Source organism: Pseudomonas sp. LBUM1670, from assembly GCF_059695695.1.
On sequence record NZ_CP166783.1, the window covers coordinates 2,904,996 to 2,918,534 of the forward strand.

12 protein-coding genes are annotated in these 13,539 nt (G+C 60.3%); 2 read left to right on the forward strand and 10 right to left on the reverse strand.

Features of this window, described 5'->3' with window-relative positions:
• Positions 1 to 64: 64 nt before the first annotated feature.
• Positions 65 to 955 carry a site-specific integrase gene (locus ACA073_RS13110; protein ID WP_497396673.1) on the forward strand — a complete coding sequence of 297 codons (891 nt, stop codon included), beginning with the start codon at positions 65 to 67 and terminating at the stop codon, positions 953 to 955.
• Here the strand turns inward: ACA073_RS13110 and ACA073_RS13115 are convergent.
• The 10 genes from ACA073_RS13115 to ACA073_RS13160 form a co-directional block, all read right to left on the reverse strand.
• Complete coding sequence (locus tag ACA073_RS13115) at positions 952 to 2,022, reverse strand: ABC transporter ATP-binding protein (RefSeq protein WP_497396675.1); 1,071 nt, start codon at positions 2,020 to 2,022, stop codon at positions 952 to 954. The two genes, ACA073_RS13110 and ACA073_RS13115, sit on opposite strands and share 4 nt — an antisense overlap.
• Positions 2,019 to 3,617 (reverse strand): ABC transporter permease, encoded by a 1,599-nt coding sequence (locus tag ACA073_RS13120; RefSeq protein WP_497396677.1) that lies wholly within the window; start codon positions 3,615 to 3,617, stop codon positions 2,019 to 2,021. The genes ACA073_RS13115 and ACA073_RS13120 overlap by 4 nt, the downstream gene beginning before the upstream one ends.
• A 4-nt stretch (positions 3,618 to 3,621) precedes the next feature.
• Positions 3,622 to 4,635, reverse strand: a complete 1,014-nt coding sequence (locus ACA073_RS13125) for an iron ABC transporter substrate-binding protein (protein WP_497396679.1) — start codon at positions 4,633 to 4,635, stop codon at positions 3,622 to 3,624.
• Positions 4,636 to 4,775: 140 nt separating this feature from the next.
• Complete coding sequence (locus tag ACA073_RS13130) at positions 4,776 to 5,336, reverse strand: PqiC family protein (protein ID WP_497396681.1); 561 nt, start codon at positions 5,334 to 5,336, stop codon at positions 4,776 to 4,778.
• 17 nt (positions 5,337 to 5,353) lie between these two features.
• Positions 5,354 to 7,009: a PqiB family protein gene (locus tag ACA073_RS13135; protein ID WP_497396683.1), complete on the reverse strand. Its 1,656-nt coding sequence runs from the start codon at positions 7,007 to 7,009 to the stop codon at positions 5,354 to 5,356.
• Complete coding sequence (locus ACA073_RS13140; RefSeq protein WP_497396685.1) at positions 6,990 to 7,640, reverse strand: paraquat-inducible protein A; 651 nt, start codon at positions 7,638 to 7,640, stop codon at positions 6,990 to 6,992. Before ACA073_RS13140 ends, ACA073_RS13135 begins: the two co-directional genes overlap by 20 nt.
• Complete coding sequence (locus tag ACA073_RS13145; protein WP_497396687.1) at positions 7,637 to 8,233, reverse strand: paraquat-inducible protein A; 597 nt, start codon at positions 8,231 to 8,233, stop codon at positions 7,637 to 7,639. The genes ACA073_RS13140 and ACA073_RS13145 overlap by 4 nt, the downstream gene beginning before the upstream one ends.
• A 312-nt stretch (positions 8,234 to 8,545) precedes the next feature.
• Entirely contained in the window at positions 8,546 to 9,847 is a 1,302-nt protein-coding gene (locus ACA073_RS13150) for an NAD(P)/FAD-dependent oxidoreductase (RefSeq protein ID WP_497396689.1), read from the reverse strand.
• Positions 9,844 to 10,932, reverse strand: coding sequence for a polyamine ABC transporter substrate-binding protein (locus tag ACA073_RS13155; RefSeq protein WP_497396691.1), 1,089 nt, complete (start codon positions 10,930 to 10,932; stop codon positions 9,844 to 9,846). Before ACA073_RS13155 ends, ACA073_RS13150 begins: the two co-directional genes overlap by 4 nt.
• A gap of 172 nt (positions 10,933 to 11,104) precedes the next feature.
• Positions 11,105 to 12,463: a glutamine synthetase family protein gene (locus ACA073_RS13160; RefSeq protein WP_497396692.1), complete on the reverse strand. Its 1,359-nt coding sequence runs from the start codon at positions 12,461 to 12,463 to the stop codon at positions 11,105 to 11,107.
• A gap of 161 nt (positions 12,464 to 12,624) precedes the next feature.
• Here ACA073_RS13160 and ACA073_RS13165 point away from each other — a divergent pair, with 161 nt between their 5' ends.
• The gene (locus ACA073_RS13165) at positions 12,625 to 13,533 is read left to right on the forward strand and encodes a helix-turn-helix domain-containing protein (RefSeq protein ID WP_497396694.1); all 909 of its coding nucleotides are present in this window, start codon (positions 12,625 to 12,627) and stop codon (positions 13,531 to 13,533) included.
• Positions 13,534 to 13,539: the final 6 nt, after the last annotated feature.

Here is a 13,539-nt window from a genome sequence, read left to right on the forward strand (position 1 = left end):
CACTCAAGGCCGTTTTGTTTTGATTGACTTACCTGTTGCTGATTCAAGTGCTGCAAAAAACCCGATGCCTCTGTATCTGGCGCGCCTCGCGCCGTCCAGCCAACTGACCATGCGCTATGTGTTGCAGGATGCCGCCGACCGCCTGGGCTTCGAAGACATGAATGTCGAGGAGATTCCCTGGCACCAGTTGCAGCCCGAGGATGTGATTGCGCTGGTGGCGGCGTTGCGCGCGGACGGCTACGCGCCCAACACGTCTTCGCTGTACGTCAACGCCGTGCGCGGGGTGATGAATGAAGCCTGGCGCATGAGCCTGATCAGCCAGGAACACTTGCTGAAAATGCGTTCGGTCAAGGGCATTGCCGGCACGCGTCTGTCCCAGGGGCGCAATCTGCGGCGTTCGCTGATCCAGGAAATGATGGCGGTCTGTGCGGCGGACCCACGGCCACAAGGCCTGCGGGACGCGGCGATCATCGGGATTCTGTACGGCTCGGGCATGCGCAAATCAGAGTCAGTGAACCTCGACCTCGATCAGGTGGATTTCACCGAGCGCAGCCTGCGGGTGACCGCCAAAGGCAACAAGCAGTTGATCAAATACGCGCCGGCCTGGGCGTTCGCCAAACTGGATGCCTGGCTGGCGCTGCGCCGTTCGCAACTCAAGGAAGGCGAAGTGGACGATCCGTTCCTGTTCAATCGCATCCGTCGCGGCAGTCACATCACCCGTGAGCGCATCACCAAACACGCGATCTATTACATTGCCCGGCAGCGCGGCGCGCAGGTCGGGGTGAAAATCATGCCTCACGATTTCCGGCGCTCGTTCATTACCCGGGTGATCGAGGAACATGACTTGTCGATCGCGCAGAAACTCGCCCATCACAGCAACATCCAGACGACGGCCAACTACGACGTGCGCGATGACAACGAACGGCGGCGCGCGGTGGATCGCTTCGATCTTTAAGGTTCGCTCAGAACATGGGCGTGGCCGATGGTCGAGACGTGAACCGCACTGCCGGTCGGTGGCGCGTACAGGCCAGAACTGCGCACCATCAATGTTCGACCGGGCTGGTCGCAGGATGGCAAAGTCTCCAGTTCCACGGTCAAGGTGCAGGTGTTGCCGCTGAAATCCCGCTCGGTCACCACGGCGCGGCACCCGACGGCCTCGACAGCGCTGGGCACGATGCCGACCAGCAGCAACTGTTCGGGCCGCAGCATGATCTGCGCACAGTGGTTGTTGCGATGATTGTTGACCGGGATCCGCCCCAGATCGCAATGGGCCCAGCCGGCTTCGATCCGGGCCGGCATGACCACGGCATCGCCGAGGAACATCGCGGTTTGCTCGTCGCCGGGGTAGCGGTAGAGGTCCAGCGGATGACCGGACTGCACCAGGCGCCCGTCGCGCATGACCGCCAATTGATCGGCAAACGACAGCGCTTCGCTCTGGTCATGGGTCACCAGAATGGTGGTGACACCGGCGTCTGCCAGCAACCGCGCGACCAGTTTGCGCATGGCCGCGCGCAAACCGGTATCGAGCGCGGAAAACGGTTCATCCAGCAACATCAAACGCGGCTGTTGCGCCAGAGCCCTTGCCAGCGCCACCCGTTGTTGCTGACCGCCAGACAGTTCATGGGGCCAGCGGTCGGCCATGTTCGCCTCCAGGGCGACGCTGTCCATCAACTGGGCGACACGCTCGCGTTTTTCCTGGCCCTTGATCGACAATCCGAAACCGATGTTGGCGGCCACGGTCATGTGCGGGAACAAGGCGCCGTCCTGAGGCACATAACCGATCTGGCGTTGGTGCGCGGGTACTTCGTGTGTGTCGTCGACCAGCGTCTGACCGTTGAGCGAAAGGCGTCCCGCATCCGGGAACTCGAAGCCAGCGATCATTCGCAGCAACGTGGTTTTGCCGGAACCCGAAGGGCCGACGATCACTGTGCGGCTGCCCGTCGGCACCGACAGGCTGATGTTTTCCAGGGCCTTTTGTGGGCCGTAGGATTTGCAGATCGAATGCAGTTCAAGCGTGTTCATCGGCCAGCCGTTCGTTTGGATTGGTGATAGAGAAGTCCGGTCAACGGTAGTGACAGCAGAATCATCAGCAAGGCATAGGGCGCCGCCGCGGCGTAGTCGATTTCGCTGGTCAACGCCCAGAACCCGGTCGCCAGCGTGCGCGTACCGTTCGGGGCGAGGAGCAGGGTGGCGGTCAATTCATTGGTGATTGCCAGGAACACCAGCGCGGCGCCGGCGGCAGCACCGGGCGCCGCCAGTCGCAAGGTGATCAGCCACAGCGCCCGACCGGGCGAGTGACCGAGGCTACGAGCGATATGTTCCAGTTCCACCGGCGCCTGCGCGATGCCGGCACGCAAACTCACCAGGGCGCGGGGCAAGAACATCAGCAGGTACGCCAGCAGCACGGTGATCGTTGTTTGATAAATCGGCCGGGCGAAATGCACCGTGACCGTCACCAAGGACAGGGCGACGACAATGCCCGGCAATGAACTGGTGATGTAGTTGCAGCCTTCCAGCACCCGTTGCATCCGCCCCGGCGAGCGAATCGACAACCAGGCAATCGGGATGGCGGCGCAGGTGGTGAGCGCCGCCCCCGCGACGCCGAGCAGGAGTGTCTGTCGCAGTGCCGGCATCAGCTCGGCCATCTGCCAGACCTGCGCACCACCGGCGATCAGCCATTTACCCAAGGTGATTAACGGCACACCCAGCGCGAGGGCACAGGTCACGATCAGCAACGTCAGCGCAAGCACGGTTGGCCCGGTCTTCAAGCGCACGATGCTCTGTTCGCGGGCACTTCCCGAACCGACTCGAGCATACCGCGCATGACCACGCGCCGCCGATTCGACGGTCAGCATCGCCAGGCAACACAGGGCGAGCACGCCGGCCAGCATGTTGGCGGCGGGACCGTTGAAGGTGGACTTGAACTGATCGAAGATCGCCGTGGTGAAGGTGTCGAAGCGGATCATCGCGTACAGGCCATATTCGGCCAGCAAGTGCAGCCCGACCAGCAACGCACCGCCACAGATGGCCAGACGCAGCTGCGGCAGCACCACCCGGAAAAACACCGCCCAGGGTTTGAGCCCCATCGATTCCGCAACATCTTCAATGGCTGGATCGAGCCGGCGCAAGGTGGCCGCAATCGGCAAGTAAAGGAAGGGAAAGTAGGCGATGACCGACACCAGAACCCCGGCAAACAGACCATGAATCGGCGGCACCAGGCTGACCCAGGCGTAGCTGTGAACGAAGGCCGGGACCGCCAGCGGCGCGGTCGCCAGCAATGACCACCAGCGCCGCCCCGGCAGATCGCTGCGCTCGGTCAGCCAGGCCAGCGTCACACCCAGCACGATGCACAAGGGAATCGTGATCGTTACCAGCAACACGGTGTTGATCAACAATTCGCCAACCCGCGGGCGGAACACCAGCGTGGCCAGCGTGGCCCAGCCGGTCTGCATGGACACCCCGATGACAAAGGCGATCGGCAGCAGCGCGAGCAATGAAATCAGCACCGACAAACCGATCACCCACGCACCGCCGCGCCCCGCGAACAATCGGCGGGAGCGGCGGCGTAAATGTGCGGGTATCGCCGCAGCGGCACCCGCCGGTAGCGTTTCAGGCATCAATTCAGAGAAGTCCGGCCTGAGTCATCAGCTCCACGGCTTTTTTACTGTCGAGTTTTGATGCATCGACTTCCGGCGCGTCGAGCTGTTGCAGAGGCACCAGTTTGGGGTTGGATTCAGCGTTTTTGCCCACGGCATATTCGAACGATTTACCCGTCTTGAGGATGGCCTGGCCGTCCTTGCCGGTGATCCATTTCAGGAACGCCTGGGCCTGTTCCTTGTGTTGGCTGGACGCCAGAACGCCGCCACCGGAGAGGCTGACAAACGCCCCCGGATCCTTGTGTTTGAAGTAGTGCAGGGCGGTGTTCTTGCTGTTTTCGCCGGTTCGGGCCTGATCGCCGAAACGGTAATAGTGGTAAATCACACCGCTATCGATCTGTCCGGCATTCACCGCTTTCAACACGGAACTGTTGCCCCGGTACGCGGTGAAGTTGGTTTTCATCCCCTTCAACCATTCGAGGGTAGCGGCCTCACCCTTGAGCGCCACCACCGCGGCGACAATGGCCTGGAAGTCGGCACCGGCCGGTGACGCCGCCCAGCGACCTTTCCATTTCGGATCGGCGAGGTCCATCAGCGACTTCGGCAATTCGGCTTCGGGCAGTTTGCCCGGGTTATAGACAAACACCGTGGAGCGCGCGGCGATTCCCACCCACTTGCCATGGGCCGGACGGTAGGCCGCGTCCACTTGTTCCAGCGTGGTCGGCGCTACGGGTGCAAACAGCCCCGCGTTGTCCACCAGCACCATGGCCGGGGAGTTTTCGGTCAGGAACACGTCGGCGGGGGAGGCAGCGCCTTCCTGGACGATCTGATTGCCCATTTCGGTGTCGTCGCCGTTGCGCACGGTGACCTTGATCCCGGTTTCCCCGGTGAAACCCTCGATCCAGGCTTTGGTCAGGCTTTCATGCTGGGCGTTGTAGACCACGATGCCATCGGCATCGGCTGAGTAAACGTGACCGGCACTCAGCAGGGCAGTGACCAGCAGGGCTTTTTTCAGGAAAGAGGGAATAGGGCGATTCATGCGGTGGCGGCTCCCGTTATTTTTAGAATCGTGCACGCTGACAGACTGGAAGGGTCGTCACTGATTGTAGGTCAATACGAATCATTTGCAGATTTAAGCTGCGCCAAATGTATGGGACGGGATGAGAAAAAATCGTCAATTCAATGCGGCGCCGGGCACCCTTTTTGTATTCCGTTCGCCGCCTGGCTGATCAACGCGGCCAGCCGTTTGACGTTGTTCTGCTGGGCAATGACCAAGTCGTCGATGGACGGTCCTGAAGGTGTTTGTAACGTACTGCGGCAGCTGACCAACGTGTTATCGCCTTGGCCGAGGCTGCGCAGGCGCCATTTGACGTCCATCAGCGCGTACTGACCGGGCACCGAATCAAACCGCTGAACCTCCACGCGCACCGACACTTTGCGCTGGGGATTGCTGTTGGCCAGTTGATCAAGCAAGGCGCTGCGCAACTCGTCCACCAGACTCGCGGCCCACCATTCGGTCTCCAGAATTGCCAGGCCGCTGTTGCCCTGACGAATGACGATCTGCGGACGATCGACCTGCGGCGGTACGCTGAGGCCTTCGATCAGGATTTCCCCGCCGTTGCCGCGCGCCGTCCCGCTCAATTGCGCCGGAGTCAGGGTGTGGAATTGAATCGGCTCACTGCGGCACGCGGCGAGCAGCAAGAGCGCAGTGACCAACGTCATCTTCAGCGAAGAAACCATGGGTGTTGCTCCTGTGGTCAGTTGCGCGGTGGCGCCTTCAAATCAATCGGCTCGGCATTGTCGGGGCGACCGCGAATCAGCGATTCCGGATGCCGGCCCAGGTAATCCGAGAGCTCACGCAAGGAACGCGACATGCGCCCGAGTTCGTCCAGGGTCTGGGTCAACTGCTCGCGTTGCGGCGAGTCATCGGCGAGGGTCGAACTGGCCGATTGCAGGGTCTTGCTGACATCTGCCAGGGTGGTTTGCACGCCGGGCAGGGTCTTGGCGTTGAATTGTGCGAGGCCTTTGCGCAGCTCGACGAGGTTGCTGTCGAGGTTGCCGGCGATGCGTCCGATCGGCAGATCGTTGATTTTGTTGACCATGCTTTCGAGTTTTTCCTGCAACTGTTCAAGGCTGCCAGGAACGGTCGGGATAGTGACGGGCCGGGCGGACGGGTCGAACACGACCTTCTCGGCTTTCGGGTAGAAGTCGAGCGAGATGTACAGCTGACCGGTCAACAGGTTGCCGCTGCGTGCCTGAGCGCGCAGACCATTCTCAACGAACGTTCCCATCAGACGAATGCTGGCGGCTTCGTCATTGGGGTCGTGCTTCAAGACCTCAAGCATTTTGGCGTGGGCCTGACCCAGTCGTTGCGGGTAGATTACGATGCCGACATTGACCGGAAAGGTGCGTTTTTTTGCATCGAAATCCAGATTGACCGACACGACTCTACCGAACTCGATGCCAAGGAATTCCACCGGCGCATCGACCTTGAGTCCGCGCAACGCCTGGTCAAAACGCAAGCTCAGGAATTGCGCCTTGCCGTTGGGCGGGGCGAGGGCGATTTGTTGGTCTTCGAACAGCTCGAAGGCTTTTTCCTCGGTGGCCGGTTTATCGTTGGGGCTGTATTCCGGGGCACGGAAGGCGATGCCGCCGACCAATATGGAGGACAGCGATTCGGTCTTCACTGCAAAGCCGTTGGCGCCGACATTCACATCGATGCCACTGGCGTTCCAGAACCGGGTGTTTTCGGTGACGTAGGCATCGTTGGGCGAATGAATGAAGACTTCGATGTTCACCCCTTTGCCGTCGGCATCCAGGGCATAAGCGACGACTTGGCCGACGGGAATCTTGCGGTAGTAAACGGGCGAGCCGATGTCCAGCGAACCCAGGTCCGGGGTGTGCAGCGTGAAACGCTTGCCAGGCTCGCCATAGGTGATGGGCGGCGGGTTTTCCAGCCCGGTGAAATTCTTCGCCCGGGCATTGGACTGGCCGATGTCGGCGCCGATGTAGTCTCCGGAGAGCAGGGTATCGATGCCCGACACGCCGCCGGCTCCGATACGTGGCCGCACGACCCAGAATTGCGAATCCTTACGGGTGAAGCTTTCCGCCTGCTTGTCCAGTTTGATGGTGGCGTTGACGCTCTTCTGATCATCACTCAGCTTGACGTCGGACACGTGCCCGATCACTACGTTGCGGTATTTCACCTCGGTCTTGTTGGCCGTCAGGCCGCTGCCGGTCTTGAAGGTCACGGTGATGGTCGGCCCTTCCTGCATCAAACTGTGCACCACCAGCGAAATACCCACCAGCACCGCAACAATCGGGACGATCCACACCAGCGATACGCTGAAGCGGCGGGTCTTGATCGGGGCCTGCCCGGGGGCTTGCGGCCCTTCAGTTGCTTGCGACTTCATCCATGACCTCCTCGTTTTTCGAATGGTGTTGGTCCCAGATCAGACGCGGGTCGAAACTCATTGCCGAGAGCATGGTGAACACCACCACCAGACCAAAGAACAGAATGCCCGCGCGCGGTTCGATATCGGCCAAGGCTTGAAATTTAACCAGCGATGCCACCAGCGCGACCACGATCACGTCGAGCATCGACCAATAACCGATGAGTTCGACGAAGCGGTACATTTGTGAGTGCTCCTTGCGCGCCCATTGGCTTTCGCGCTGCACGGTCACCAGAAGTAGCGTCAGGGCGACGAACTTGATGCCCGGCACCGCGATGCTGGCGATGAAAATAATCAAGGCAATGTCCCAGGCGCCGTGGTGCCAGAAATCCAGCACACCGCCCATGATCGTGCTGTCGGCGCCGTTGCCGACCATTTTGGTGTTCATCACCGGCAACAGATTGGCCGGGATGTAAAACACCAGGGACGTGAGCAGGTAGGCCCAGGTGCGGTTCACTGCGTTGGTTTTGCGCCGATGCAGCGGTGCGCCGCAGCGTTCGCATTCGTGGGGTTCGCCGGTCATGTCACAGGCCAGGCCGCAGCTGTGGCAAAGGCACAGGTTGAGTTCGCTCGCGACCGGAGGCATGGTCATAAAACATCCCACAGTTCACGGATATCGCGTCCGGCAATGCGGATCATCATCAGGCTGAGAATGGCCAGGGCGAACAGACCGATACCGGGCAGCACGTCGAGCAAACCGGCGAGTTTGATTACCGCAACCATCGCCCCCAGCAGGCAGACTTCCAGCATGCTCCAGGGCCGCAGTGTTTCCAGCCAGCGCATACAGAATCTGAAACCGGGCGAGCGACGGGAGGCGAGGGCGAAGCTCAGGACCCAGATCAGCAGCAGCAACTGAAAAATCGGCGCGATGATCATGGCGATGGCCGCCACCAGGGCGATGAAGGTAATCGGGCCCAGACTCAGGGCCAGCACGGAATCCCACAGCGTCGCGCTGTTTTTCAGGCCTTGGAGGCTGATGCTCATCACCGGATAGAAATTGGCGAAAATCCACAGCATCAATGCCGTGAACGTCAGCGCCAGCCGCTGCTCCACCGACAGGCCGTTATAGCGCTGAAGCACGCCGCCGCAGCGCGTACACAGGGTTTTCTGATGTTTGGCGAGCGTGACTTTTTGGTACACGCAGTCGCAGTGCTCGCAGATGATCAGTTGGTCAGTCGTAGCCATAGGCCGCACTCGCCAGGAGACAGGAAAGTCAGAGCACCTCCTCAATATAGAAGTGCCTTGCGAATGAGCAAATCGAAAGGCTCAAACTACTGGACGATCGCGTTATCGTTCTTCGTCGGAACGCCGCCCGGAGCAAGCCCGCTCCCACACTGGAGCTTCAGCGAACACAGACACCGTGTACGACGAATATCAACTGTGGGAGCGGGCTTGCTCGCGAAGAGGGCGTGTCAGTCGATTTAGATGTTAAATGCGCGACCGCATTCGTGAGCAAGCCCACTCCCACATAGATTCTCCAGTGCTTGATATGCCGTGTCAGCCGAGCACTTCGCGAAGCCGATACCAGAACATGCCCAGAGCCAACAGCGGAGAACGCAACATCGGGCCACCGGGGAAGGTCATGTGCGGCACGGCGCTGAATACGTCAAACCCTTGGCTGTGCCCGGTATGAATCGCTTCGCCCAGCAGTTTTGCGCACCAGTGGGTCACGTTCAGCCCATGACCGGAGTAACCCTGGGCGAAAAACACGTTCGGTTGCTGGCGCAAGCGACCGACCTGCGGAAAGCGATTGGCCGTGATCCCGATCTTGCCGCCCCATTGATAATCAATGCGTACATCGGCCAGCTGCGGGAAGACCTTGAGCATGTGCGGACGCATGTAGGCGGCGATGTCCGCCGGATCTCGCCCGGAGTAATGACAGGCGCCGCCGAACAGCAAACGCCGGTCTGCCGAGAGCCGGTAGTAATCCAGGCCGACTTTCTGGTCGCACAGCGCCAGGTTCTGCGGGATCAATTGCGCGGCAACCTCCGGCGCCAAAGGCTCGGTGGCGATGATGTAGCTGCCCGCCGGAAGCACTTTTCCGCTGAGTTTCGGTTCAAGTTCGTCCAGATGCGCATTGCACGCCAATACCAGACTGCCGGCACGCACCATGCCGCCGGCACAACGAACCTGCACGGTGCTGCCATGGATCAGTTCCAGTACCGGGCTTTGTTCGAAGATCTGCACCCCGAGGGATTGCGCCAGCCGCGCTTCGCCAAGCACCAGGTTCAGCGGGTGCAAGTGCCCCGAGCCCATGTCGACCAGGCCACCGGCATACACACCCGAGTTGACCACTTGCTCACGGATCTGCTCCGGCCGGACCAGTCGGGTTTCATGGGCGTAATCCGACTCGGCAAGGCTTTCCTGCTCAGCCTTGAACGCCGTGAACTGCGCCTTGGTGTTGGCCAGTTCGCAGAAGCCCCAGCGCAGGTCGCAATCGATGTTGTGCTCACGAATGCGATTGCCCACGAGTTCCACCGATTCGATCCCCGCACGCGAAAGGTAACGCACGCCTTCGTCACCGACATGCTTGGCGAAACCGCTGACGTCATGACCGATGCCGCGTATCAACTGCCCCCCGTTGCGCCCGCTGGCGCCCCAGCCGATACGCCGGGCCTCCAGCAGAATCACCGAGAGCCCGCGCTGCGCCAGTTCAATGGCGGTATTGACCCCGGTAAATCCGCCGCCAATCACGCAGACATCCGCCACGAGGTCTTCGGCCAACGCGGGGAAGGGCGCCAGCGTATTGGCTGACGCGGCGTAATAGGAACGCGCATGTTCGTTGCTGTACTGGTTCATTTGTTGGACTTCACTTTGCTCCAGGAACGGGTCATCAGACGCATGATCGCCTGGGGCGGGGTGGTCGAGATGTAGAGTTTGTCGAGCACTTCCTGAGGCGGATAAACCTCGGGATTGTTCACCAGCTCAGCGTCCATGTAGGGCTTGGCGGCCGGGTTCGGGTTGGCGTAACCGACCGAGGCGCTGACCTTGGCGATCACTTGTGGGTCCAGCAGGTAATTGATGAAGGCATGAGCCTCTTTCGGGTTGCCGGCGTCGGCGGGAATTGCCAGCAAGTCGAACCACAAATTGCTGCCTTCCTTGGGGATCGCGTAAGCGATGTTCACGCCGTTCCTGGCTTCCTTGGCGCGGTTGGCGGCCTGGAACACGTCGCCGGAGTAACCGAAAGCTACGCAGATGTCGCCGTTGGCCAGGTCCGACACGTACTTGGACGAGTGGAAATAGGTGATGTAAGGCCGGATGCTCAACAGCTTGGCTTCGGCTTTTTTAAAGTCTTCCGGGTTTTCGCTGCGTGGGTCCATGCCCATGTAATTGAGGATGGCGGGGAACACTTCGTCCGCCGAGTCCATCATCGACACGCCGCACTGACTGAGTTTCTTGATGTTTTCCGGCTCGAACAGCACGGCCCAGGAATCGATGTGATCAATGCCCAGCACTTGCTTGACCTTGTCCACGTTGTAACCGATGCCGTTGGTGCCCCACAGGTACGGCACGGAATGTTCGTTGCCCGGATCGTTCTTCTCCAGCAGTGCCAGCAGTTTCGGGTCGAGGTTACTGAAGTTCGGCAACTGCGCGCGATCGAGCTTGAGGAACGCGCCGGCCTTCACCTGGCGGGCGAGGAAGTGGTTGGACGGCACCACCACGTCATACCCGGTACGGCCGGCGAGCAATTTCCCTTCAAGGGTTTCGTTGGAATCGAAGACGTCGTAGATCACCTTGATCCCGGTTTTCGACTGGAAGTCGGCGAGGGTGGTTTCGCCGATGTAATCGGTCCAGTTGTAGACGCTGACAGTGGGCTGGGCCTGTGCAACGGCGCTGAACAGCATGGCCAGCGCGACCGGGACCATGGATTTCAATAGACGCATATCGACACCTTTTGGAGTTATTTGATTTTTCAGGCGTTGGCATTCCCCTTGTGGGAGCGGGCTTGCTCGCGAAAGCGGTGTGTCAGACAGCATTAATATTGACTGTGCCGCCGCTTTCGCGAGCAAGCCCGCTCCCACAGGGGGAATGCGGTCTCAGGTGAGAGCTTGTTTGCTAGACGCTGAGCAACAAAAACTCTCGCTCCCAGGAGCTGATCACCCGCTTGAAGTTCTCGTGCTCGGCACGCTTGACCGCCACATAACCACGGACAAACTTGTCGCCCAGATACCGCCCGATGGTTTCGCATTCCTCCATCTGCGTCAGCGCGTCTTCGATGGTGATCGGCAAACGCAGGTTTCGTCGCTCATAGGCCCGGCCCTGCACCGCAGCGCTCGGTTCGATGCGCTCGACCATGCCGAGGTAGCCGCACAACAGGCTGGCCGCAATCGCCAGATACGGGTTGGCATCCGCGCCCGGCAAGCGGTTTTCCACGCGCATTGCCTCGGGGCTGGAGGTCGGCACCCGCAGACCCACGGTGCGGTTTTCTTCGCCCCATTCGACGTTCACTGGCGCTGAGGTGTCCGGCAGAAAACGACGGAACGAGTTCACGTTGGGCGCGAACATCGGCAGCACTTTGGGAATGTATTTCTGCAGGCCGCCAATGTAGTGCAGGAACAGCTCGCTCATCTGCCCGTCGGCATTGGCGAATATCGGTTTGCCGGTGGCGATGTCCACCACACTTTGGTGGATGTGCATGGCGCTGCCCGGCTCGTCGCCAATCGGCTTGGCCATGAACGTCGCCGCGACGTTGTGCTTGAGCGCTGCCTCGCGCAGGGTGCGCTTGAACACGGTGATCTGGTCGGCCAGGTCCAGCGCGTCGCCGTGGCGGAAGTTGATTTCCATCTGCGCCGGGCCGTCTTCGTGAATCAGCGTATCGAGGTCCAGACCTTGCAATTCGCACCAGTCGTAGACATCCTCAAACAGCGGATCGAACTCGTTGGCGGCGTCGATGGAAAATGACTGACGACCACTTTCCGCGCGGCCCGAACGGCCCATTGGCGCCTTGAGCGGCAAGTCCGGGTCTTCACAGCGCTGGGTCAGGTAAAACTCCATTTCCGGCGCGACTATCGGCCTCCAGCCTTTGTCGGTGTACAGCTGCAGGACTTTCTTCAACACGTTGCGCGGCGACAGTTCAATCGGGTTGCCGAACTTGTCGAAGGTGTCGTGGATCACGATTGCGGTCGGCTCGATGGCCCATGGAATTACGTAAACCGCATCAGAAACCGGCTTGCACACCATGTCGATGTCGGCCGGGTCGAGCAGGTCGTAGTAAATGTCGTCGTCGACAAAGTCCCCGGTTACCGTTTGCAAAAGCACACTTTCCGGCAGGCGCATGCCTCGCTCATGCAGGAACTTGTTGGTGGGTGCAATCTTGCCGCGTGCAATGCCGGTCAGGTCGCTGACAACACACTCGACTTCGGTAATCTTGTGATCTTTCAGCCACGTGAGCAGCTGATCGAAAGGGACATTCATAAAGACCTCGTTATTGGTTTTATTAACGCCGGGGAGGGTGGTTTCATCCACCACACACTTCCCCTGTGTCGCGTTGACGTCTATCTTGGGCGAGCCTTGAGGTTCCATCTATCCACTTTCAGCAGCACCAAAACGCACCAAACGAGTGCGTAAGGTCACCCATGACAGCGTGCAATCCATTACAGGTCCAAGCGTTCAACACCGCCGATGTCGCCGAGCAAATCCGCGCCACACCGGGCTGGGTCCAGCATTACCAGCAGATGTCACCGGGGCATTTCGCCGGGCGGGTGCGTTACCTCGACCTGCAGGGCGTAGAGATTTACGAGGAACACATGAACACCCGGGTCGAGCAGAATTTCAGCGCGCCCGAGGGTTCACTGGCGTTCTGTTTCGATCGCAGTGACAACGCGCTGTACGTGTTGAATGAAGAAAGCCGCAACATCTGGATCACGCCGGAGAACTATCAGGAAATCGCCGTGGTGTTCGGGCCGGCGTTCGTCCAGCGTCACGGTCTGAATGTCGCCAGGCTCGAAGGGCTGTTCATGGCGCCGCTGAATTCGCGGCAGAACGCGCTGTTCAGCCGTTGGCTGAGCGGGACCTTGACCCGGTTGGCAGAAACCCTCGATCCGCCGAGCAAAGAGGCCTTGACCCAGCAGTTGCTGGAAGACTGTCTGTACATCCTCGACAACGCCTGTGTCTGCCTGGATCGCGGCGGTTTGCAGCGTCGTGCTGAAGAGCGGGCGGTGATGAAGCGCATCGGCGAATGGGCGGCCGATTCCCCGGAAGAAACCCTGAACCTGATGGAACTGTCCCAGGTTGCCGGGGTTTCACTGCGTCAGTTGCAGCATGCGTTCAAGGCCTATACCGGCATGACGCCGACCCATTGGCTGCGCTTGCGCCGCCTCAACAGCGCCCACCGCGAACTGCTTGGTCGCTCGCCCATGGAAACCACCGTGGCCGAAGTGGCGATGCAGTGGTCGTTCTGGCATTTGGGGCGGTTTTCCAGCAGTTATCGCGCGCTGTTCAAAGAGCTGCCGAGTGAAACGCTGAAGCGTAGCCGTCAGTCATAAGTCGCA

Excerpts from the sequence above, each read along its gene's own strand:
- ACA073_RS13130 (WP_497396681.1), bottom strand. The coding sequence starts at position 5,336 with ATGGTTTCTTCGCTGAAGATGACGTTGGTCACTGCGCTCTTGCTGCTC.
- ACA073_RS13115 (WP_497396675.1), bottom strand. The coding sequence starts at position 2,022 with ATGAACACGCTTGAACTGCATTCGATCTGCAAATCCTACGGCCCACAA.
- ACA073_RS13165 (WP_497396694.1), top strand. The coding sequence starts at position 12,625 with ATGACAGCGTGCAATCCATTACAGGTCCAAGCGTTCAACACCGCCGAT.
- ACA073_RS13120 (WP_497396677.1), bottom strand. The coding sequence starts at position 3,617 with ATGCCTGAAACGCTACCGGCGGGTGCCGCTGCGGCGATACCCGCACAT.
- ACA073_RS13155 (WP_497396691.1), bottom strand. The coding sequence starts at position 10,932 with ATGCGTCTATTGAAATCCATGGTCCCGGTCGCGCTGGCCATGCTGTTC.
- ACA073_RS13160 (WP_497396692.1), bottom strand. The coding sequence starts at position 12,463 with ATGAATGTCCCTTTCGATCAGCTGCTCACGTGGCTGAAAGATCACAAG.
- ACA073_RS13145 (WP_497396687.1), bottom strand. The coding sequence starts at position 8,233 with ATGGCTACGACTGACCAACTGATCATCTGCGAGCACTGCGACTGCGTG.
- ACA073_RS13110 (WP_497396673.1), top strand. The coding sequence starts at position 65 with ATGCCTCTGTATCTGGCGCGCCTCGCGCCGTCCAGCCAACTGACCATG.
- ACA073_RS13140 (WP_497396685.1), bottom strand. The coding sequence starts at position 7,640 with ATGACCATGCCTCCGGTCGCGAGCGAACTCAACCTGTGCCTTTGCCAC.
- ACA073_RS13150 (WP_497396689.1), bottom strand. The coding sequence starts at position 9,847 with ATGAACCAGTACAGCAACGAACATGCGCGTTCCTATTACGCCGCGTCA.
- ACA073_RS13135 (WP_497396683.1), bottom strand. The coding sequence starts at position 7,009 with ATGAAGTCGCAAGCAACTGAAGGGCCGCAAGCCCCCGGGCAGGCCCCG.
- ACA073_RS13125 (WP_497396679.1), bottom strand. The coding sequence starts at position 4,635 with ATGAATCGCCCTATTCCCTCTTTCCTGAAAAAAGCCCTGCTGGTCACT.